The sequence below is a fragment of the Acinetobacter oleivorans DR1 genome, assembly GCF_000196795.1.
Taxonomy (GTDB): Bacteria; Pseudomonadota; Gammaproteobacteria; order Pseudomonadales; family Moraxellaceae; genus Acinetobacter; species Acinetobacter oleivorans.
In genome coordinates this window covers 1,694,588-1,717,200 of sequence record NC_014259.1, presented here as the reverse complement: position 1 = coordinate 1,717,200, position 22,613 = coordinate 1,694,588, and the positions used below count along the sequence as shown (strand labels likewise).

Annotated in this window: 20 protein-coding genes and 1 pseudogene; 10 read left to right on the top strand and 11 right to left on the bottom strand. The window is 35.5% G+C overall.

The genetic code is table 11. The features are described from left to right. Nucleotides 1-154 precede the first annotated feature (154 nt). From AOLE_RS08100 to AOLE_RS08065, 8 genes and pseudogenes are all read left to right on the top strand, one after another. Nucleotides 155-781, top strand: coding sequence for an SOS response-associated peptidase (locus AOLE_RS08100; RefSeq protein WP_013197613.1), 627 nt, complete (start codon nt 155-157; stop codon nt 779-781). Nucleotides 782-845: 64 nt separating this feature from the next. Further along, complete coding sequence (locus AOLE_RS08095) at nt 846-2,171, top strand: AbiH family protein (RefSeq protein ID WP_013197612.1); 1,326 nt, start codon at nt 846-848, stop codon at nt 2,169-2,171. 184 nt (nt 2,172-2,355) lie between these two features. Beyond that, nucleotides 2,356-2,853 carry a LexA family protein gene (locus AOLE_RS08090; protein WP_013197611.1) on the top strand — a complete coding sequence of 166 codons (498 nt, stop codon included), beginning with the start codon at nt 2,356-2,358 and terminating at the stop codon, nt 2,851-2,853. Continuing rightward, nucleotides 2,850-4,148 (top strand): Y-family DNA polymerase, encoded by a 1,299-nt coding sequence (locus tag AOLE_RS08085; protein WP_013197610.1) that lies wholly within the window; start codon nt 2,850-2,852, stop codon nt 4,146-4,148. Before AOLE_RS08090 ends, AOLE_RS08085 begins: the two co-directional genes overlap by 4 nt. A 37-nt stretch (nt 4,149-4,185) precedes the next feature. Continuing rightward, nucleotides 4,186-4,944: a hypothetical protein gene (locus AOLE_RS08080; protein ID WP_013197609.1), complete on the top strand. Its 759-nt coding sequence runs from the start codon at nt 4,186-4,188 to the stop codon at nt 4,942-4,944. A 49-nt stretch (nt 4,945-4,993) separates the two neighbouring features. Beyond that, nucleotides 4,994-5,830 (top strand): hypothetical protein, encoded by an 837-nt coding sequence (locus AOLE_RS08075; RefSeq protein WP_013197608.1) that lies wholly within the window; start codon nt 4,994-4,996, stop codon nt 5,828-5,830. Between the two features lie 171 nt (nt 5,831-6,001). After that, a complete protein-coding gene (locus tag AOLE_RS08070; RefSeq protein ID WP_035331338.1) occupies nt 6,002-6,841 on the top strand; it encodes a PAAR domain-containing protein in 840 nt (279 codons plus the stop codon). Next, nucleotides 6,838-7,480, top strand: a pseudogene (locus tag AOLE_RS08065) (hypothetical protein). The gene AOLE_RS08070 and the pseudogene AOLE_RS08065 overlap by 4 nt, the downstream one beginning before the upstream one ends. Nucleotides 7,481-7,605: 125 nt before the next feature. On the opposite strand, the gene AOLE_RS08060 reads toward AOLE_RS08065, so the two are convergent. The 5 genes from AOLE_RS08060 to AOLE_RS08040 form a co-directional block, all read right to left on the bottom strand. Further along, nucleotides 7,606-8,376, bottom strand: a complete 771-nt coding sequence (locus AOLE_RS08060; protein ID WP_013197605.1) for a TIGR02594 family protein — start codon at nt 8,374-8,376, stop codon at nt 7,606-7,608. Then, complete coding sequence (locus AOLE_RS08055) at nt 8,373-8,672, bottom strand: phage holin family protein (RefSeq protein ID WP_013197604.1); 300 nt, start codon at nt 8,670-8,672, stop codon at nt 8,373-8,375. Before AOLE_RS08055 ends, AOLE_RS08060 begins: the two co-directional genes overlap by 4 nt. A 121-nt stretch (nt 8,673-8,793) precedes the next feature. After that, the gene (locus AOLE_RS20840) at nt 8,794-9,012 is read right to left on the bottom strand and encodes a hypothetical protein (RefSeq protein ID WP_013197603.1); all 219 of its coding nucleotides are present in this window, start codon (nt 9,010-9,012) and stop codon (nt 8,794-8,796) included. After that, complete coding sequence (locus AOLE_RS08045; RefSeq protein ID WP_013197602.1) at nt 9,005-9,703, bottom strand: hypothetical protein; 699 nt, start codon at nt 9,701-9,703, stop codon at nt 9,005-9,007. The genes AOLE_RS20840 and AOLE_RS08045 overlap by 8 nt, the downstream gene beginning before the upstream one ends. Then, on the bottom strand, nt 9,703-10,515 hold the full coding sequence (locus AOLE_RS08040; RefSeq protein ID WP_013197601.1) for a hypothetical protein: 813 nt from the start codon (nt 10,513-10,515) through the stop codon (nt 9,703-9,705). Before AOLE_RS08040 ends, AOLE_RS08045 begins: the two co-directional genes overlap by 1 nt. Nucleotides 10,516-10,716: 201 nt before the next feature. Here AOLE_RS08040 and AOLE_RS08035 point away from each other — a divergent pair, with 201 nt between their 5' ends. Further along, a complete protein-coding gene (locus tag AOLE_RS08035; RefSeq protein ID WP_013197600.1) occupies nt 10,717-11,778 on the top strand; it encodes a hypothetical protein in 1,062 nt (353 codons plus the stop codon). Nucleotides 11,779-11,875: 97 nt separating this feature from the next. Here the strand turns inward: AOLE_RS08035 and AOLE_RS08030 are convergent, their stop codons facing one another. From AOLE_RS08030 to AOLE_RS08010, 5 genes are all read right to left on the bottom strand, one after another. Further along, nucleotides 11,876-15,706: a DEAD/DEAH box helicase family protein gene (locus AOLE_RS08030; protein ID WP_013197599.1), complete on the bottom strand. Its 3,831-nt coding sequence runs from the start codon at nt 15,704-15,706 to the stop codon at nt 11,876-11,878. A 75-nt stretch (nt 15,707-15,781) separates the two neighbouring features. Continuing rightward, nucleotides 15,782-17,293: a hypothetical protein gene (locus AOLE_RS08025; protein ID WP_013197598.1), complete on the bottom strand. Its 1,512-nt coding sequence runs from the start codon at nt 17,291-17,293 to the stop codon at nt 15,782-15,784. Continuing rightward, complete coding sequence (locus AOLE_RS08020) at nt 17,293-19,254, bottom strand: defense against restriction DarA-related protein (RefSeq protein ID WP_013197597.1); 1,962 nt, start codon at nt 19,252-19,254, stop codon at nt 17,293-17,295. Before AOLE_RS08020 ends, AOLE_RS08025 begins: the two co-directional genes overlap by 1 nt. 73 nt (nt 19,255-19,327) lie before the next feature. Next, on the bottom strand, nt 19,328-19,981 hold the full coding sequence (locus AOLE_RS08015; RefSeq protein WP_013197596.1) for a hypothetical protein: 654 nt from the start codon (nt 19,979-19,981) through the stop codon (nt 19,328-19,330). After that, nucleotides 19,981-21,516 carry a hypothetical protein gene (locus tag AOLE_RS08010; RefSeq protein WP_013197595.1) on the bottom strand — a complete coding sequence of 512 codons (1,536 nt, stop codon included), beginning with the start codon at nt 21,514-21,516 and terminating at the stop codon, nt 19,981-19,983. The genes AOLE_RS08015 and AOLE_RS08010 overlap by 1 nt, the downstream gene beginning before the upstream one ends. A 159-nt stretch (nt 21,517-21,675) precedes the next feature. Between AOLE_RS08010 and AOLE_RS08005 the strand changes: the two genes are divergently transcribed. Further along, nucleotides 21,676-21,870: a hypothetical protein gene (locus AOLE_RS08005; protein WP_013197594.1), complete on the top strand. Its 195-nt coding sequence runs from the start codon at nt 21,676-21,678 to the stop codon at nt 21,868-21,870. A gap of 40 nt (nt 21,871-21,910) precedes the next feature. Here AOLE_RS08005 and AOLE_RS08000 read toward each other — a convergent pair whose 3' ends face one another. Next, entirely contained in the window at nt 21,911-22,612 is a 702-nt protein-coding gene (locus AOLE_RS08000; protein WP_013197593.1) for a hypothetical protein, read from the bottom strand. Nucleotide 22,613 lies beyond the last annotated feature (1 nt).

The window sequence follows — 22,613 nt, the reverse complement described above, 5'->3', positions numbered from 1 at the left end:
AAATGTCTAAAATCATAATGTTTGATAAGAATGGTACAATTAACAAGTAATTGATTTATTTAAACTAATTTACGAATATACAAGTTGTAATAAAAATATGTACACAAGTTTGTACAAAAATAATAAGTTATAAAAAAAGTTAAAGGATTTAGTTATGTGTGCAAATTACGAACCGATTGAAAAAGATCGAGTACACCTTCTTAATCTTTTCGAACCAACTTTTGACTATAAGACCGATGTTTACCCTGGTTACGATTGCCCTTTACTTTTTAGTAACAATGGCAAAATAGAATGGCGACAAGTAAAGTTCGGCATGATTCCACCATGGAAACATGATCTCAAGTTTTCTAAGTTCACATACAACGCAAGAACTGAGACGGTTGATAAAAAACCTAGTTTTCGACATGCATGGGCTAAAAGCCAGTTTGCTTTAATACCTGTAGAAAAGATCTATGAACCAAGATATGTAAATGGTAAAGCCGAACGTTGGGGAATTTATAGAAAAGACGGCTTGCCGTTCACAGTGGCAGCAATTTATGATTCAACGCTGATTGATGGCAAACAAGTTAGGTCTATGTCAATGCTGACTATTAATGCAAACAATCATCCTTTCATGAGTCAGTTTCACAAACCTGAAGATGAGAAACGGTCAATTATTGTAATCCCTGAAGAATACAGGGAAGATTGGTTGAACTGTAAAAAAGAAGATGCTGATCAATTTTTCTTTAAGATGCCCTTAGGTGAATTTAAAGCTGAATTTTTACCTAAAGCTTCACGCTAGCTAAGTCTTTAAAACTATTATTTTTTAATGTATCTTCTTTAAAATTTATATTAAGGAAACACATGTGAATATTTTAGTTGTCGGCAATGGCTTTGACTTATCACACTTTTTACCGACAAAATATGATCACTTTATGTTTGCCATGCAATCTATTCAAAATTTCAAAAAAAATAATATAGATATGGAGTTTAAAAAAATTTTTGGTGAGCTACTAGAAAGTGAACATTATTTTTTTGACAAAACCAAAACTTTATACGACACCAATAAAATAATAATTCCACACAATGATGTTAAAAGCATTAAAGACAAACTAAACAAGAACTCATGGTATAAATATTTTCACAATCATTTTACTGAAATAAAAACATGGATTGATTTTGAACAAAAAATTGAAGAGGCATTAGTTTTAGTTGCTAAAGCTATAGAAAAAATTGAAGAAAAATATAATACATATGGAATTTTTAATTATCCAGTTTATACAAAATATTCTGAAAGAATTAATCAATATTATTTCTCTGAAATACAATTCCACCTTTTATTATGCTTAAATCTTATTGAAGAGGAAGTAACTGCAAATAGTCCAGGATATAGGTATGGATTTATTTCTTCTTCTTTTTATACAGTACTGAATGATGAAAAATATGGATTTAACAGTCAGAAATATTTACAACATCTACAAGATCAATTAGATGATTTTATTGATCTTTTTAACTTATATTTATGCTTAGTTGTTGACAAACTATTACCTTTTAAAAAATTCAGTTTTAATAAATCTGATTGTATTGATGAAGTATTTTCTTTTAACTACACCACTACCTTTGAAAATTTTTATGAATCCCCTGTGACAATTCATTTTCTTCATGGAAAATTAGGAAAACAACACAATTTAGTACTTGGTATTTCAGAATTAAAAGATGGTTATCTAAAAAGTTTAAAAGCGTATGGCTTTACCAAGTATCATCAAAAAATTTATAAGAATACAAATTATCAATTCTTAAATTCAAAACTTAATGATTTAAAAGTGTTAAATGAAGCTTTAAGCGAGTCGAAATTAGACTATAGAGCTGGTGTACCACTACCTAGCAATATACCCTCTTACAATACATTAATAAATAGAATAAAAAATTCTATTGAGAATTTCGATTTAAATATACAAATTTGGGGTCATTCATTAGATATATCTGATGAAGTTTATATTAATGAAGTTTTTTCTTTTAATGAAATTTATGATAATAAAGTCAGAGTTTGTATTTATTATTTTGATCCAAAAGCAAAATTTGCCCTTTTGAATAATCTATTTCATATATTAGGAAAAGAAAAGGTTGAAACTTGGATGAAAAATGGCTGGCTTCATTTTGATGAAAATCCAAATTTAGTAAAAAATGATTAAACTTCTTTTCAAAATTAAAAATGCTTTTCAATTTAAGTGAAGAGCATTTTCCGACCAAATGCTCCTTCTAGCGCGACAACTTATGACTAGTCCTTATTTATCCACAACTTTTTAAATTTGAAATTTAACTAAGCTCTAGCATATCATCTTGAATATGTTACAAATTCAAGTTAGGGGATATTCTATGAGCGAAATTGCACCATCCATCATCCAGATAAAACCGTACCTCACACAAGGCGCTGTTTTATCTGAAGCCTTGTTAATCAAGCAAGTTGTACCATCAACTCACCTGCTTGTCCCTTACGCTCTTGAAAAAATTTCCGCTGGCTTCCCCTCTCCTGCACAAGACTATATAGACAAAGCGCTCGATATGAATGAGCACTTAATAAAAAATGAAACTGCAACTTTCATTGTCAAAGTTGCTTCGCTTTCAATGCTAAATGCAGGAATAGATATTGACGACGAACTAATTGTCGATCGCAGCTTAGATGCAAAACACGGCGATATTGTCGTGGCACTAATCGATAATGATTTTACAGTTAAGCGCCTAATGATCGATGAAAAAGGCCAATGGCTAAAAGCAGAAAATCCGGATTACAAAGATATTCATTTATTAGATGGCCAAGAATTAATAATTTGGGGCGTTGTCACCTGCATTATTAAAATGATTAGAAACTCATGAAACATGAGAACAAAGTCTTTTTCTTGATAGACGTCAATAACATGTACGTCTCTTGTGAGAGAGTCTTTGACCCGAGTTTAAACAACAAACCTGTGATTGTTCTCAGCAATAATGATGGGTGCGCCGTGGCGCGCAGCAACGAATCCAAAGCCCTAAATATAAAAATGGGTGTGCCGTTATTCCAAATTAAAGACATAGTCCAAAAACATAACGTAGTAGTGCTATCAAGCAACTATGTAATGTATGCCGAAATGTCACGGCGCTTTCATAAGATCCTTGCTTCATACGTAACAGATGAAGAGGTTGAGCCCTACTCAATCGATGAATGCTTTGTTGATTTCACAGCTTATGAGAAGAACTTTGATTTAGAAAAAGTCGGTCACGATATGCGGGCGAAGATATGGAAATGGATTGGTTTGCCCGTGTGCGTAGGAATTGGTCGCAGCAAGACGGAGGCAAAGATCTCCAATCATATAGCTAAGAAAAATCAAGGCTTTAACGGCGTTTGCGATCTCGTCAATATGGATCCATGTAATAAAGAATATTATTTTGATCAGATCGATGTAAGTGAAGTTTGGGGCGTTGGACGTAAGCATGCAAAGAAGTTGTATTCTATGGGAGTTAAAACAGTATTGGACCTAGCTTGTACTGAAGCACGCGAAAAGCAGCGTCAGTTTTCTATAGTCATGGCCCGTACCATTAATGAACTACAAGGCATGTCATGCATTGAGATTGAAGACACTCCGCCATCAAAAAAACAAATTATTAAATCGTGTTCTTTTGGAGCAAAAGTAACTGAGCTAAATGATTTGAAAGAAGCTATAGCAATGCATGCACAAGAAGCATGTAAGCGGTTGCGTGATGAAGAGTCACTATGTGGTTGTTTACTTGTGTTTGTTCAATCAAGTCCATTTGATGAAAGTGCGCCATTTTATAATAAGTCTATTACTGGCGCATTTTCTGAGCCTACTGATAGCGCGCTTGACTTTGTAAAAGCAGCGACAAGGATGTTGAACGAGATCTATAAAGAAGGGATTAAATACAAGAAATGCGGCGTAGTGCTGACAGGTCTAGAGCCAAAATCTGGCCATACCTATGACCTATTAACCGACTTTGAAATGATAGAAAAGAAAGAACAATTGATGAAGGCGCTTGATAACGTGCACACAAAATTCGGAAAGAAAAAGCTCGGTGTTGGTCCTTGTTATATACCTGGTCGAACTTGGTCAATGTCGAGGGATAAACTGACTAAAAACCCATTTATGTGGGATCAACTATTGACGATAAAGAGTTAATAACTCATTATTCTTAAAACAAACTTCACTAAACATTATGTCTCATAAATTTGAATTAATCGTTAAACTCTTTTTATCATATTTCTTTTTGTTACTTTTATGCTTTTTATTTTATGCTCTAATAGTTTTACCAGTAACAGAGGCAGAGAAGGTTAACGCAATTATTGGTTTATTCGGGTGGTCAGCAACAATATATGCTCCAATAGCGGCATATATTCTTTTAGATAACTGGAAGGCCCAAAATCACTATATTGTAAAAATTAATATCTTGATTGAAATGTTAGATACAATAGAAAGCTTCTCAAAATCAATAACCACCTTGAGAAACACAGATATATACGACCCCCTTTTTGAAAATAATATTGATTTTAATAGCGATTTAAACAAATTACAATTTGATTTACATGATTATTACCAAGTGATTAGGGATCATTTAAGTAAACTTGAAATTCTTGAAAATAAAATCAAACTTATTCAAAACAAAAATATTAACAATCCAGTATTTGGTGATTCATTGAGTCATGCCAAAGAACTAGCTATGAATTTATATATTGATATAATTTATATCTATACTCTATGCTTCAAACATAAAAAAGAAATTTATGATAGAGGCGAACGACCAAAAACATTCTATGTTAAATATAAACATGAAGATTTAAAAAGATTTATTAATTTAAGCTATATGAATGAATTAAATCTAGGAAATAAACTAAACTATAAATTTTCAGAAAGACAAACTCGAGTAATTGAAGAGCTGAATTGTAAAATTATGACTTTTAGGAATACTTTAGATTAAGTTTTTTAATGAAATATCACCCTAAACTCAAGCATGGGAAATTTAAAAGATGTTTTCTTCAACTTTAATAAAAAAATATTACTATATTTTAGTCAGTTACATTAAATTAATTTCAATGCGAAAAGTTAGTTTAAATAGAAAACTTATAGGGGTCTTCACCTGCATCCTAGTTTTTTCTTTACTAATATATATTGTTGCCATTTATCCTCTTAATGGGGATAAGGCTAGCTCTCTAGCTAGCATGTTTGGCTTTGCTGCGACTCTATTTGCTCCTGTAGCTGCACTTTTTCTATTGGATAACTGGAAAGAGCAAGTAAAATATAATGAACAGATTAATTGTTTGACTGCAATTCATAGGAACTTACATAATATAAGAAACAATATAATCGACATTCGAGAGCAAGATAACTATTTTTATTTTCACAAACTAGTTCGCTACTTATTAATCTCAGAAAAGGGAAATTTAAATCTCGAAAATCTAAAAATCCAATTTGATGATTATTATTTTAAAGAAATCGATAAATATATTCGTGAAATTATGTTTTATAACTCCCAACTCGCCTTAATCTCCAACAATCCAGAATTTAATTTATTTGGAATTGAACTACATCACCTTCAAAATAAAATCAAAGGCTTAAACCATGATTTTATTTATTTTAATAAAATAGTTCCTAATATAGACTTCTCAAGATTACAAGATATTGATTTTGATAATGAGTTTAAAATTATTGTTCAAAAGGCAGCTTATTGTAATTATCAATTCAAACAAATAGAAGGTATTGAATTTCTAAATATAATCGAAGAAAAAAATTATACTAAAAAATTATTTAATACATTAGACCAACTATTAATCGCAGTTCGAGAATATAGAAGAACTCTAAATTAGTTATTATAAAAAATAATATTTCTGTGAATTCAACGCTTTTATAAAACTACCGAAATTTAGTTAAATAGTTATCTTTTATAATTTATCTGAGAAATAATAAAAAATATACAGTATTGTCTACCCTCTCTTTGATATTCTTTCGCCACTTCAATAAAATAAGATGGAATTGATTTGGCAACCCCATATATAACAATCGGCTGCCCCACCACAGGAGGCGGCCAAGTAATTTCTGGGAACAGTATGTTCCTTATTAACGGTATTGCCGTTGCTTGTGTCGGTGACAAAGCAACATGTCCAACACATAAAGTTGTTGCAACCATTGTGTCTGGCGATCCATGTATGCAGATTTTTGGCAAAGCTGCCGCTCGTGTTAATGATTCCCTTTCATGCGGTTGCAAATTATTGCCTCAGCAAAACTTAGTTGTTCAAGACAATGGTGGTGGCGCAGCAGCATCTTCGAAATCTAGCTCGGCTCCTATGTCTCAACAACAACCGGCTACAGATAGTTTCGTTAAAGATCAGTACGAGAATTACTACATAGAAAATCAAAAAACAAAAATGGTTTCTTTCAAACCTGTATTAATGCCTTATGACCAGGATAGAGCTAATCTCTTAGGTGTACTTTCTCAGATGGCTTCGGGAGCATGTACGTTTGAAGTTACACATCAGGTTAAAAAAGACCAACTCTTCGTCACTGCTACGCTTCTCCCGCCTACGGTTAAGGGTGACGCGCAAATCTTCCCTGAAGGCGTTCTTCGTTTATTTAAGAAAGGCAAACAAATAAGCGACGTAATAAAGCTTAAAGTTGGCAAAGGCTACTGGAATACTGAAAACGACAAACAACCCGTTGGTAGTTGCGAAGTTAAACTCCCAGCCCCCGATTTAGAAGTAATTGAGGCTCATGTTACATTGAAATATGACGCAAAATTTGATGGTGGCCTAGTAACAACAATGCCACCAGACACCACTTATAAGTTTACAATTACATCGGCAGCAAGACGTAAAGCATGAAAAAGTATTTAACCCTAATTATTATTGGCTCAGCACTTCTAAGCGGTTGCAGCAACGCATCTGATGGCACTAAACAAAAGGAAGTAAAAACTGAGACGACAGCACCCAAAACATTGTCTGCTGAAGATCAGAAGATTATTGATAAGCACAATGAGTACGTTCAAAAATACTCTCTAGAAGATAAAGAAGTCTTTCAAAAGCACATGCGTGAAATACTTCCTGAGGTCGATAAAATCACAGACAAACGCAAGCGTGAACTACTTCAAATGAATATTTATATGATTTTGAATGACTATGACAAAGCACACGCTTTAAATGATAAGCAACTTGCAGAAAAACCAAATGACACAGCAAGACTTACATTTAGATGTCAGTTACTTGGATTACAAGGAGAAGCAGCCCCTACACTTAACAAGTGCTATGACTATGTTGCAGAAGTTCTAAAAGTAGAACTAGACAAACCAGAAAACAAGAAGGACCCAAACTACAAGCAAGGCGAGTTCTCCTACTTACTAGCTAAATACAAAGGTGGGCATCCCGAATATAAAGAGAAAATGAAGAGGTTTATTGATAGTATAAATGATGAAGCTCTAAAAAACCTCTTTAAAAACAATCTACGATACAGAAGTACAAAATTAATTAAAAAGCCCTGATCATTCAGGGCTTTTTTTAAAGGGCTTTTACGCAAATAGATACGTTTACATTGCTATTAATTGTATGTGCTGTACAACCACATAAAAGAAAGCTCAGTAATAGAAACTTCATTAGGCTTCAGAAACCCGAGTTGCTGTTACGCCTTTAAATTGCGGTAAAGAATAACGTTTACTTGCTGGTTGAGGTGTAAGTCCATACCAACGGAACTCTTGGAATTCAGACTCACTATACAGCGCATAACACACTTTATTTGATTGGTTTCCACCAAGACAAACGAGTTTTCCAGAAGACATATCTCGCCCTACGACAAAGCAAACATGGCCCCCACCCTTACGTGTTTTAATAGCAACACAACCATAAGCGGGTTTTGCTAACTTTGTGCCGTAATTCACATAATCCAATGCACGGTACCAATGTTTAGGATAAGCAATTCCTGCTACCTTCAAACAATGAGCCACGAAGGTTCCACACCAAGCTGTTTCATCATCGGCCCACCAAGCTTTAAGCTCTTTTAACCATTTCAAAATAGTTGGATTATGCTGTTTACCTGGTATTTCTTGCAGACCAAGATGCTTTTTTGCTTCTGCAATCCAAGCTAATTCATCAGGCTTTGTTGGAGATGGGATATTCAATAAAGAATTGATCCCTACTAACTGGCCTGTTAGTTGCGGGACATTAAGTCGTGGCTGAGAAATTTTCTTTCCAATCCATGACAGACCTAGCATTAAAGTACCAGTCACAAAAGCATGATATTCTTTAGGAATTACCTCAAAATCTACTCCCCATTGAAGTGCTGGCAACAAAATTAGCATGATGAATGCACCAATTGTCGGCAGCTTGACAGAAAGGTACTGCCAAGCACTATTTTCAATAAACTTCATTCATCTTTCCTCTTTCGTAAACTATCTTGCTCTAAGACTTTGATTCGTAACTCGCTTTCTTTTTCACGTAATTTGCTCTCTTTTTCACGAAGAGCACTTTCCTTACGTTCCCGACGATCACGTCTCCACTGAAAAACAAAGCTAATGAATAGGCCAGCAACAGCAACAATTGCACCTGTATAGCTCAACCAATTGAAAGATGCTAAAGATCCAATTGCACTAGCGATGCCACTCAAAAATGTTGTTTTATTGGCAACGCTAGTGAGTGTGATTTCAACTGTCTGATGATCAGACATGGCCTATTCCCCAGATTTCATTTATGGTTATTTTTGCAAGAGTTATTGTTAAGAACGGAGTATGGTTCCAAATACAAAGCGCAAAAAAAAAGCCTGAATTACTCAGACTTTTACACGAATACTATCGGCCTCTACTGGCTAGGACATTTAGGCCCTTAATCACTTCCTGCCCCAGCTTTATGAAAGCATTGTGCCGTTCGACTTCATTTTCTAAATGTTTTTTGCGGCTTTCCCATGCAGAAGAATTGAAGTAAATGCTTTCAAAACTCAAAGGCATTTTCAAAGCTTCAGATAAAGGCATCGGACAGTTTGCAGAAATACTATTAACAGTCTCAAGCAAAAGATCGGTCCAACTCTTTGATGATTCCTGTAAAGACGGAAGCGGTGCGAAATCGAGCAGGCGCGTCATCTGCACCTCTTTCAACTAATATGCCATGGTTATCAACACTTAACCGCAAATGAGTAAACAACGCATTGTTTAAATTATTAAAATCTTGATAACACAAATCGAAATCACTGGCTGGCATTTTCTTAATGAAATCCAGACGCTGTTTAAATTGTTCTTCAAATAATTGCGGGTTAGATCTATCAGGCAAAAAAGATAAATGCTCGTGATTAGAATAACTCAGCTGAAAGGCCATCATGCATGCAATCCATTCAGCGACATTCTTACAATTTGCCTCTAAGAACTCAGCTTCCATTCCAACAAGCTGTCTAACTGTAATTCCATTTTGAGTAGCTTCAGTTTTCCAATTATTTTCGGACTGAAGGAAAACTTTTGACAAGTCTGTATTCACATCCAACATAGTATTACTTTGTTTTTCAAGATACTTTAGTAGCAGTAAATACCGTTCCTGAATCGTTAACAGCAATGGATCAACTATATTGTCTAAAGCAGATTTAAGAAAAGCTGAAAGTCTTTTTTCATTAAAATTAGGAGTTATGATTGAAATTTTAAGACAATGCTCAAAACTAAGCTCTTGCATTTTGTAGGTATTTCCACCTACGGACACAGGGTCAAAAGTAATCATTAGTTGCCTCCATATAATAAGTAAATGTCTTTTGAGTCCCATGCAGTACGACTCATTAAACTAATATTGACGGCCAAACTTAACCGGTTACCTTTTTCATCAATAGGCGCGACAATTGGTGCTGAAACACTTTCAATAATAAAGGGTTTATAAGTTTTGCCATGGGTAGTGAGAGATACAAAAGGCGGGATTACACCTGAAAATAACCCTTCTAGGGCTGTATTAGAGTCATTAATGACATTTTGCAGCGTAGAATCTGATGATAATGATACTGGCAGGCTCCATGCCTCCAATTGCATAATTCTGTCTTCAACTTCTGATTTCGCATCACTAAATGCCAAGAAAAAGATTGATAAATTGAGACGTACTGACGAGGTAGATAGGAAAACTTGAGTTGTATTCACCTTGGTTAAATTTGTGCGTCCCTCAACGCTTTTAAGTGCACTTTCAGCAGTTGCTAAAGGACCAGAAGCCATATCGCTTAATGCAGAAATAAAGGGCGAATTTTCTCCTAGAGTAGCAGCAGCTTGAAGCATCTGACCAGTTTGCAAGTTAGCCATCAACATAGGCATTTTTAGTTCTGGATTGCTATTTTCAAATGGAGTTTGCCATTGGCTCTCAATACTTTTGTCTCCTTCAGTAAGCAAAGCTCTAATTACTGGTGATGCAATTGCATTACCATCTTTATCACATAGAGAAAACTCAGCGTATTTGTGCTTTGAAATAGAACCGTAGAAAGGATCTGATTCAGTACTTGGCAACTTAGTTTTTGCTGTATTTACAGCTGGTGCATAAGCTAAAGCTTTGGACATATTTAAGTACTAACTCATAAAATTAAAGTTATTATCAATTAAAAAATAAGAACAATTATTAGGTTTGTTCCAGCATAACAAACGACTAAAAAAATATTAGAAACAATAATTTCTTATTTTTATATAAAGTTGATTATGAGTAATTTTTTAGTATTATGGAATTGAGAATATTTATTTAAGCTATTGTTTGAGAATTAAAAAATGTTAGATTTATTCACACCTATTGTTGAAACCGAAAAACAGCATAAAATTTTTAAATTGTTATTAAATGAAGCAATGTATGCTGAAAGGAATGTGATATTAGATTGGGCAAATGGATTTGTTGATAGAGATAATAAATTTGTAAAAGAATTCCAAACTACTTTTGAGTCTTCTTTTTGGGAATTATATCTAAATAAAATTCTGAAATCTGAAAATATTGATATAGACTATAAACATCATGCGCCTGACTTTGTATGTAACAAAAATAATTCAGCATTTTGTATTGAAGCGACAATTGCCAATCCAGAACAAGATGGGTTGCCAGCATATGGTTTTGGCGGTGAATATTTAGATTTTGAAATTGACTTTAAAGAGTTCAATCGAAAATCAATTATTAGAATAGCTAATTCGATTGTATCTAAGGCTCAAAAATTTAAAAAATCATATAAAAATTTATCTCATGTTATTGGCAAACCATTTATTTTAGGTCTTAATTCTTTTGATCGTCCTCATTCCCACTTTATAGGTCATCGAGGTTTAATTGCTGTTCTCTATGGAATTTATCTTAATGAGGAAAAGGCCATTTCCGATAAACTCAACTACTTACCAAGAGAAAGAATGGATTTTATTGAGAAAGATAATGGAGCAGAAATTCCTCTAGGTTTTTTTACGACTTCAGAGTATGAAGATATTAGTGCTGTAATTTATAACCCTTATGCAACTTGGGGGAAAGTTCGAGCATTAGCTGAAGTAACTGAAGCAAATAAAACTACTTTCTTTAACGCACTTTACACTAGGGATGACGTAAGTGAGAGTACATTAATTCCTGATATCCACCAAGGAATTCCTAAAGAAGAATATACAGAATCAATCTTTGATGGTTTATATATTTTTCATAATCCTCATGCTAAATACCCTTTCCCTGATTTTTTATTTAATGATCCTCATATTGCTCATTTTAGTTTAGATAATAGCGGTAATCTGCTTGAAAGCGTTGGAGAAAAATTTTTACTTTCAAGAAGTTTAATTAGTTCATATGCAAGTTCTATGATTCCCAAGTAAATAAAAATTCAAAGACATAATATTAATAAATTTAATTTTTCTAAATCCAGTACACCATAAAAATACGCTCATCATGAGCGTATTTTTAATACTTATATTAAGCTGCTAAATTAATACTGTTCACTTGCTCAAACTCATCAATCTTTTTAATGATTTCAGCAGATTTGTTATATGGCATAACTACTTCATTGAACTCATTAACTTCTGAGCCCCAGAATTTCAGCATGATATTCTTGATCTGAGGTTTATCAACTCCGTCCCCATTGAAAACATACTTGCTACGTTCAGTTCTAACATAAAGTTCATACTTAGCAAGCTGCTCATCAATGCGTAGTTTTCTAGGAGGCATTGCGATGTCACGGATTTCTGAAAAGAGGTCTTCAACACTTGTTAGATGTGTAAAGTCTAATTCTCGTGTAATTGGTACATCATTAGTTCCGGCATGTTTTTCGATAATGATGATTCGAGTTGAAACGGCGGTACCAGCATTTTTAAAGGTAGATTGAGGCAACCAGATTTCAGCTGTAAGAACTGCACCAGGTGTGCTTTCAATAAACTCATCAACTTTTGAATCCATCGAACCACGTGGTACCAAGGCCACAATACGACCACCATCATAAAGATGACCAAAAGCTTTTTTAATATGTTGAATTGCCAACGTTCCTGCATGACCAAACGGCGGATTCATTACAATTGCATGGTACTTATTTAAAGTCTCTAAAGACTCGAAAGTATCAACAATTACTTTTGCACCAGTATTTGCCATTTGAGCACGACTAGCTAAAGATTCAGTCGGTTCAATCATTGTTAGCTCTACATCTTGCGGAACAAATCGACCAATAGCTCCATCACCAGCGCTTGGCTCAAGAACAGAATCACCTGTGTGCACACCAGCCCATTCAATCATTTTAAATCCAAGTGGTTCAGGCGTTGCATACCACTCTTTACCTTCGCGGTTATCACGACTTTCAGAACGTTTGCCTTTGGCATAGTAGAATGTTAGTGCTTGATCAAATGGGGTTAACTTAGCAATACGGGCATTTTCTTCATCATATGCTTTACCACCAATACCATCATTTAGACTTGGCTCTTCATATTGAGCATCTTCATAAGCCTGAATTAACGCTTCTTTGATACTTACTACAGCATCGGCACCTTTTGCAAAGTTATCTACTGTTTCTGCACGTCCAGCAATCGTGTCTGCAAATGCAGCCCGTTCCCATGCAGTACCCGTAGTTAAGTATCTCTGAATAGCATTCGATGCTTGTCCAGTTCGATAGATACGACCTTCTGTCTGTCTTAACTTGGCTGGCTTTGTTGGTTGCCCAATATTAATTAAAACTCGTTGATGTTTACCAGTTGTATCATGCAAGCTAATTCCTGTTGAGCCCGCATCTGACTGCAGAATAAGAATGTCATGCCCGCTACCATCTGTATTAAATAAATTTACATTAGATTCACGTTGTTGCTTTGAAATACGGCCATTAAATAATAGAGCATTTGGAAATGCTTTCTTTAAAGTCTCAACTGGTGAATCATAGTCAAGATTGAGATTCACTAGATCCGGTCTGGTTTCCTTGAATGAATTATATTCAAGCTCAATAGCATCTCTTAAGTGGATCTCATATTTTTCGATATCAAGCTGACTAATTAAGAAAGGTGCAAAACCACCACCCTCATTGTAATCATGGAAAATAACTACTTTACGGCCTAATGCTAAGTGCTTTTTCACCATATCAACACAAGCTTCAGCTTTAATAGCTTCTAATAAACGACGTCTTGCTAAATAATCAAAGCGTTTTGCAATAATTTCGTATATGTTTTTAAAACGATTTCCTGTGAATAGCTGATCATATTCTTGCATCGATGCATGACGTCCCCAGCCTGTTGTTGGTTTTCCAGTCTGAGCCGCCCATTCTTCAAAAGTTCGTGTTTTATGCCCTTCGATTTCTTTATAACCATTGCGAAGATAAGTTAAACCTTCATCAATAAGTTCACCTACTCGAGAGCCAATTAGAATAAATTTTCGATCATAGTCAAAATTAACTTCTAAATCGCGTCCAGACATAGCCCCAGTGTTTTTAAGACTTTCGGCAAACTGTCTTTCAAGTACACCTGTATCCACCTTTGCCTCTGGACGAGTCAACTTACCATATCGTTTTCGATATCCAAGATTGCCCATATAAAAGTGCTCTCTAGCCTTACCAAAGCCTTCTGCAAAATTACCTTGATCATCTACAGATACTGAAGGCGACATATAGTCATATAAATAGCCCTCCGCCCAATCAAGTGAAAAGTGATAACTAAATGGCGTAGCAGATAAGAAAACAACTTTGCACTTACTTTTCTGGTGTTTCCAGTTCAGATTCCAGATTTTATGTTGCTCATTTCGAAGGATCTGCATTTTGTTATAAGCGGATAGATATTGCTCAGTTTCTTTGCCATTTTCATCAAGTTCTTCATTAGGTATTTGATCTGCAAATTTATTATCAAACCATTCATTAAAACCTCGCAAATGACCTGTTAATGCTCGTAGCTTGTTTAAAGCTGCAGTTGATTTCCCATCAGATGATTGTGAAAGAGTATGGGCTTCATCAATTAAAATAAGGTCCCAATGTTTATGAACCAAACTTGTATTTTGACCAAAATTAGCAAAAGTTGTGACTACTACTGAGTGCTCATCTCCGCCGTTATCTTTAATGCTTTTTAATTTATAAGCCTTTATATGCAAAGGACTTGAGCTTTTTACAAAGTCATTCACGATTTTATCGTTAAGGGTAACAATCAAAATATTCTTGAGACCAGCATTAATAAAACGCTTTGCAACACCCAGCCCAGTAAAAGTTTTGCCTGTACCTGTGCCATTTGTAAAAAGAATACCCTTCTTATTTTCCGCGATTAAGTGCTTTTCCGTTTTAAAAACATCCCCGCGCTGTGCAGGTTGTAGATATGGCAAAGCTTCGTCAATATTTGAGGCATCACTCCAAACAGTTTCTACATTATCTGCTTTTAATTGAGCTTCACGCTTTTCATCTATGGCAGCTCTAACTGATTTAGCAGATTGTACAATTGATCGATCTCTTGCTCGTTTAAGAGATGATCTCTTACCAGATAGTTCACCGCTTCCGCTGCTGTTAACCCGGTTAGTACTGGTTCCACTATCTCCATCTGAAGATTCATTTCTTGGATTTCGGCCGCCAAGTAAACTTGCATCATCACTTTTTGATAAGCCAGAACTACTGTTTCTGAGTTCCCCAGTTTCTCCATCATTTCTGATTGCTTCTGCAGTCTCGAGTTCATCTTTTCCTGATCCATTTGCAGGAACAATTGGTCCTCTGGATCTGAAACGAAATTCGCCAACTGATTCCACATCTGAATTGGTATTTGATACATAGGAGAATAACCCTTTTACTAGTTGCTGATCTTCGGAAAGAAGTGAGTCTGGAATAGCTTTAAGATGTTTTGAGCGAACAAGAATTTCACCCTGAGAATAAAAGGCATAAGGATCATATTCTTTAGCTTTGGTTAATTTTATTCCTTTTAAACCAATAACCTGTAGCGTTTTATTCTTTTTAGTTGTGTATGGCTTCAGCTCTTTTTCACAAGCAAAAAGACTGACAATAGTCTCTAGTTGTTCAATAACATTTCTTGAACCGTTATTTAAATGTTCGATAACTGATTCATCAATGTTTTTTATAGCTTCAGCATATAAGACTTCAACTACTTCATCCAATTTTGGAAAATCACTTTCTTGACGTGCAAAGGATAATGCTTGCTTCGCTACAGACAAGTTAAGTTCTATTTGCTTATGGATGATAAGAAGGAAAAACCGAGCAATATTGCTCTGAAAATGCATGAAATCAATCATGTAATAAATCGCAACCAATACAGTGTCTTTAGTGATTGGTTTGAGCTTAAAGTTGGACATATATCCCTCAGCATAGGAACTTTATGTTCGTATGTTGAGGGATCGTAAGTACTTAATTTTCAGTAGGTTCCAGAACTAAATATCTAATCCTTCGAAAAGAATGTCATTAATTTTGTTCACTTCTGGTTTTTCATTGTCACCACCTTGAGCAACTTTTATTTTCAAAGCACTATGGAAACGTTCAGCCCCTTCTTTGGTTAATCGAATTGTCTTAGGGTTACTTGATCTGTTGGCCTCAATCAAAGAATCGTACATTTGAACACTAATGAAATCATCACCAAGCACTTGTTGTGCATATTGGATAGCATCTTTTACACTTACTGGTTCAGGTTCACCAAACAAGCCTACATTGCTACTATCTAAAGCCTGTTTCTCTGCAAATTCAGCTAATGCTTTAAATAACATACTCATTTTTTTTGAACTGCGGCTATTCTTGGCGAGAAACACGGCGAGCTCAGCAACACCTTCTCCCAAATCCTCAAAAAGCCCTTGTTGCTTTACGAACTCAACAATATCTTGGTCATTTTGCTTGGCAGTTAAAATGGTATTTGCAGCATCAATAATTGCATTAGCAACACGTTGATCAATAGCTTGCTCCATACCATCTACGATTTGATCCGATATATCTTGTACATTTCCACGGCTTATAGCTTGAGCTTCAATAAATTTAGGCGCAGCAACACCAAGCGCATTAAGCATATTTTGAAGATCTGGTTTTGTATGATCGGCCATCATTTCTAGTAAACGATCATCATTGTAAGCTTTACTAAAAATTGCGGCCTTAATTCTGTTTATCAGTGCTTGTGTTGGTTTTTTATCTTTCGTGGTGTACTGGGCTGCTTCTGTATCACCTAATTTAGTTAAAAAACCTTGAATAAACTTTTGGTTACTTACTGCTAATAAATCACCGTCTTCATTCGGGTTAAAGAGAGCCAATAAATTATTATCTAATCGTTTAGCATCAGCTTTAGCCCGCTCTGTAGCTGTAAATGACAACTTATCATCTTGGTTTGCATCAATAGCAAATTGTGCTCTATCAATTTCAGTGGTACGAATACGTATCAAAATGGGTTTAGCAATAGTCTGTACCTGCTCAGTGCTAAACCCAAAGTAATCGGCTTCATCAATCAACCATTGCTTATACTCATTTGCGGTACCACGCTCATATGCAAGCTTGATTGCCATGGTGCGGCCATTTCCTGATTCAACTACTAAATCATCTCCAGTTATTGGTGCTCCCGTATCTGCCCGTCCTGAACGTCCGAGGCTTTCAGGATCTAAATCATTAGCAGTTTTCTGTACCCATGCTTGTGATGATTCACGACTACGATCTCGTGGCTGCAGTTCTTGCGGATAGTTTGGGTTTTCTGCACCTGTTGCCGTATGAGATGCAATGACTTGATCAATATCGACTAAAGCGAAGACAGTAGAAATCTTTTCCCCTTTGGCTGTTTTCACATTATTATTTCTACCTTTCAAAAGCCCAGTAAAGCCCGATTTAGGTTTTAATAAACTAATCATTTGATCAATTACAACTAAGGGGTTTTTAGTAATATCTTGAGTAGAAATCTGTTTTAGTGTTGTCATTAGATATTCTCCGCTTCCATTTCCATTGTTTGTACTTGGTTCAATAGTTCTGTAACAGCCGGAATAAGAAGAGGATCATCTAAGTCTTTTTCTGCTTCGTCCCGAATTTGTTCTAATAACTCGAGATTAACCTTAACCTGCCCTTCAATTACTGAAAGATAAAGTTGATTACCTTCATTTTCCGTCGTACTAGATTGCAGATCTTCAACTTCAGTTGGAGTATTTAGTTCTTCAGGTTCATCATCTGTTACTGAAGTTTGAATTTGTTCTTTCTTACTAACGCGATCCGCTAAATATTCATCTGCCCATGCTCTTGAATATTCATAGAATGCTGTTAAATATTCTGGTGAACCTTCAGCCCCATTCCAGGTTTGTAAGAACTCACTACGGCGATCTGAAACCCACCCCATAAAGTCAATATTGTTAGAATTTTCAGGATTTTCTAAAGTGTCTAACCATGCCTGCATCATTTTATTTTCAGCCATACCAGCTGAACGTGCTGCTAATACTTCTTCATCTCTTTTTTGATTTGCTTCAATTTCAGCCTCAATGAGTTTTTTTGATTCTAGTTCTGCTTGCTGTTGAGCTAGATCTTGTTCATCTAATTCAGATATCCATTTTCGAGCCCAAGATACTGCTTCTGAATCGCCCTCTACAGCCTTATTGATACGTTCATAGAAAGCTTGATAACGTAAGCCATCTTCTCCCGCCCATTGAGGATCTGCATTCAAACGCTTTAAATCAGCTCTTAAACGTTCTGCTTCTTCATGTGAAATACTATCTGGTGAATTATCATTTAAACTATTCTCTTCAATGATTTCTTCATTTTCTTCTGATTGCTTCGATTGCAATGAAGTTTGCAATTGATCCAAATCGTTTAATAAATTGGAAATTTCCGCATTCAAAGAATTTAACTGGTTTTGTTTTTGTTCAATACGACTTTCAGCATCTGCCAAAGCTTTAGCTTTTTCGGCTTTTTTAGCCTGTAAACGTTTAAAACGATTACTATTTTGGTTAATTAACTTCATGATTCGACCAGCGAGAATTGGAATTGAAATTCCTTCACCCTGATTAGGCTGAATTGCAGCCGTAATATCGCGATTGTTCATTAATATCTTCCATGACATTAATGAATCTGCTGGACTAATTTTTTTGGATAATCGATCGGGCTTATGGAAAAGAATTGTGAAGTTTTGGCCGTCATCAAAGTCATAAGTAAGCGCTATTTGAAGTACTTTTCTATGTTTAAACGGCTTACTTTCAGTAACGTTAACGACTTTAACACCAGGTTTAGAAAACTGGTTCATAGCGTTATGTAAGATAGCTGACAGCTGCTCTAAATGCTGGTAATCAACAATAATAGAGTCATAATGTGCTTCTTCTACCCCTAGACTACATAATAGCGTAGGTAACCCATCAAATTTACTTAGCAGCTGGCTATGGTCATCATTTCGCTGCATGTCTAATAAAAGTTTTGCTGTATCACCTTCATGTGAAACTAAACTGATACCGTCCCATTGAGGTGTTTCTGCAGCAATCACGTTTTGTAATTGCTCTAATTGCCATCTTTGAATAGGTTTTGAACCAGATAAATTAAATTTTTTGGATGATAGGTGACGTTTAAGACCAAATTGATTTGTTTCAATTACATCTGTAACACAAGCATCAAACATACGTCCAAACTGTAAGATTGCTAATTCACCAGCATGTTGATTATCAATTGCACCTAGTATGGCTACAGAATCATAAGCTTCGATTCCATTCTTCTGCCCTTTTAAGTTAATCACTCGCCAGAGGTCATTTTCCGTGTAGTCTTCAGTGACTAAGGCATTAATTTGACGGTAATCTCCTTTAATAAACCCAATTGCACAAGCGCCACTATTAACCATTGAATCAAAACCAACAACAAAACGACTTTGATGTGGGGAATGAGTTTGAATGAAAATTGACTTAATACTCACGGACTTAACCTCATTTTAATTTGAGGTTATTTTCTCAATCTGCCAAATATAAAAAGCCAATGAGTTCCAAAACTTATTTTAAGTTTGGGAACATTTTTATGAAATTTAAGCTGACGATTGAATGTGCTTTATTTGCTGCGTCCAAAGGTAAATTACCAGCTTGTAATGCGACTAAATGCTCAATTTCAAAATGGTGCTTAGTTCTAACGGCTTTATCAAAAGCATAAATTTTCAAACGCATTAAATATTCAATTGGTGGCTGTTGCGTACCATCTTTATTAAACATTATCTGCTTTATGGCTAATGCACTATTTGTAATTGCGGCAGCTTTAGTCTCAATAAATGAAATACTTAATTCATTTGATGCATTACCAGTTATATGGTTGAGTTGATAGTGCCCAATATGCACTGAGTCTGTTTGCGCATCCAGAAGTGATACATCAACATTATTGGCTAACCATGCGATTTTATTGGAAGGATCAAAAATTGGAATATTCGCTTGGGCAATCTTACTATTTGCCCGATAAGGTCGAATTTCTATTCCAAAATGCGCGGCTGAGAGAGTTCCTAACGCATAGAGCTCTTGATAATGGGAAACAGCTTTATCAACTGTCAATCCAGACCATAAGACAGGATTTCTTGCAAAACGTTCCTTAAATGGACTTATAACATTACCAAAACTGTTATTAGACGTATTATTCTGGGTTTCATATTCAAAAAAAGCCATTATTCTTCATCCTCAGAAAATTTACGGCTCTTAAAAATACTTTCAGCTAATAATTGAGCTTCATCATATTTCATACCTGCATCGCGCTCTAGAATATAGGCCATAGTTTCTATATCTAAGTTTGTTTCCTTTAAAGCGGCAATCACTTGGGTTTTAAGTAGTGTTGTATTCATTCTAGATTGGGCATTACTGATTTCTTCAGTAGCTGCTGCAGTTTGGTTTGTATAATATTCAACTTGCCAAGGATAATCTTTAGGCTCAAATTGTTCATTAAATGCAAATCCCCAATCCAAATGAAGAATCTGATTAATCCCTTCAGTTACTGCTGTACGAATGTCTTGTGACCTACGCATGATTTGCGCTGAGGTATGGAACGCTCCGCCTTCACCAATACCACCAGTTAACATGTCAGCCCACCCCACCATACTCGGGTCTAGACCTATCCCGCCCATTAACAAACGGACATTAATCATGAATTGTTCAATATTAATTGGTGAGCTTCTTTGAAGTTTGATATCACCAACAGGATTCAGAACTTGCTTCTCATCAAATACTGGCAGCATGTGAAAAGCAGTATTCCAAACCGCTTCACCACCTGATAAAGCGTCACGAACATATGTCTCATGATTTTTAAGTAAACCTTCTAAACCACGAACATAGGCTTGGCGTTGTGCTGGCGGCATTCCAGACATATTAACTGTCAAGAACATCTGATTTACAGTATCTGCAATCTGCTGGCTGTTCATAGATGCCAAAGCAAGAATCACATCATCATAAACTTCTTCAATTTCGTAGAGGAATGATCCACCTAAATGAGCGGGTAAGATAGGTAATTCATCTGGGTCATCTCCTTCTAACATTTTAGTTACAAGGCCAGTTTCAACTAGTTCATATTGGGCAATATTGCTCATACGAGGCATTTTGAAACGTACCATCTGAATAGTATTCAATTTGGTAATTGTTTTCTGCCAATTGCGAGGATCTAAGCAATAAAAGGCAACAGTTTTACTACCTTGTTCAAAGGGCTGTATTAATGGTGGATATGTATACTCATTACAAAGGAGGTCAATTACTCCATTCTCTTTTTTGCCATATATTCGGGCATAGGAATCGCCAAATGAAATCGCATCTCGAGCAAGCTTACTTAAATACTTATTGATCAGCTTTTCCATTACATCACGGCGTTCATCTAGCTGTTTTTTTATTTTTTCAGCTGCTGGGCCATTTGCCTTTTTCAAACGTTGTGCTGGTGTAATAAACACTTGTTGGCCGCTATAAGAATCTCCGCCTAAAGCTGCAGATACATGAATCCCCATACCCTCAGCGATTGGGGCAAAGCGTAACATTCTCTCCCATTTGGTGAAAATTTCTTTTCGAGTACGCTTCTTATTGGCTTTGGTTTGATTTGTCCCAAGTGAAAACGGTGCCATGCTTTCATATAACTGCGCCGTGGAATCCTGATTAGCCGTATCGAATTGCTGATCATATGAATTAACATTTTCACCGAGTAACAACGATAAGAACCGAGAAGACATAACTAAGCCAAAATACCTAAATAATTAAGTATTTTGATAGCTACCAATTTTTAACTATTAGATAGGTTCCAAAGCTAATTGGAACCGTACAGATTTAATAAATATACAGCATGCAATTCTATCTGAACCTATTTTCAATCTGTTTTAGAGGAAAAGCTCATGGCTGAAGTTAAAGTACTTAACGCTTTGGATATCGAATTAGCACAAAAGACTCAAGACATCGTCAATGCCCAGCGATTTAACAGCCGCCCCGCTTTCAAAACATTAAACCTAGGCTGGGATCTTGAGAGTGGTTCTTTTGCTGTTAATTACAGTTTTGTAGAAGAAGAACCTGCTTCTGACCAGCCTGCCTAAAATACTTTTATAAAGAAAGCCCCCGAAAGGGGCTTTCTTTTTATCCTGCAAATCTAAAAACAAATAAATTAAAACCGTATAACTTTAATGCCTTTACCATCCCTGGTTCAGGTGAACCGTCATGTCGCCATTTAAAAGCAAGCTTTAATTTACCTTGGTTATATCCCCAATACATAGCAAACCATCTTGCTGTAGTACCAGTAGGTCCTGGGTTAATATCCAAAGAACCAATAATATTGTCTACAAGAAAACCAGAACCTATACCAATATCCACCTCAATACCTTCACCACCGTTAGAGGCTAACTCATCATGGGTAAAATGTAATACTTGAGTTACACGTGGTACTTTACCAGCAGATGCTGCTGACCAAATTAAATCACCTGTTTCATTAAATACGTCAAGATAACCTGATGATACTGGATAGTCTTGACGTAATTGATACAAGGTGCCTGAATTAACTCCAAAAGTACCAGCCCCTGCACCAAAACCCCCATCATTAGGCATCATAATAGTCATAGGGGTTAAACCATCATCTAATTTATCAATACCTATTGTACGAGTATCACGCATTGTAGTTGGGTACCAAGATGGACCACCACCACCAAAAGTAATAATCATAGGTAAAGCCCCTCCAGGATCTGGTAATGTGGTAATTACTGTAGTTCCTACTGTACCAATATTTTTAGTCTCATCATCGACTACTACATTACCTTTATCATTCAGTACAATAAAATTACCCATT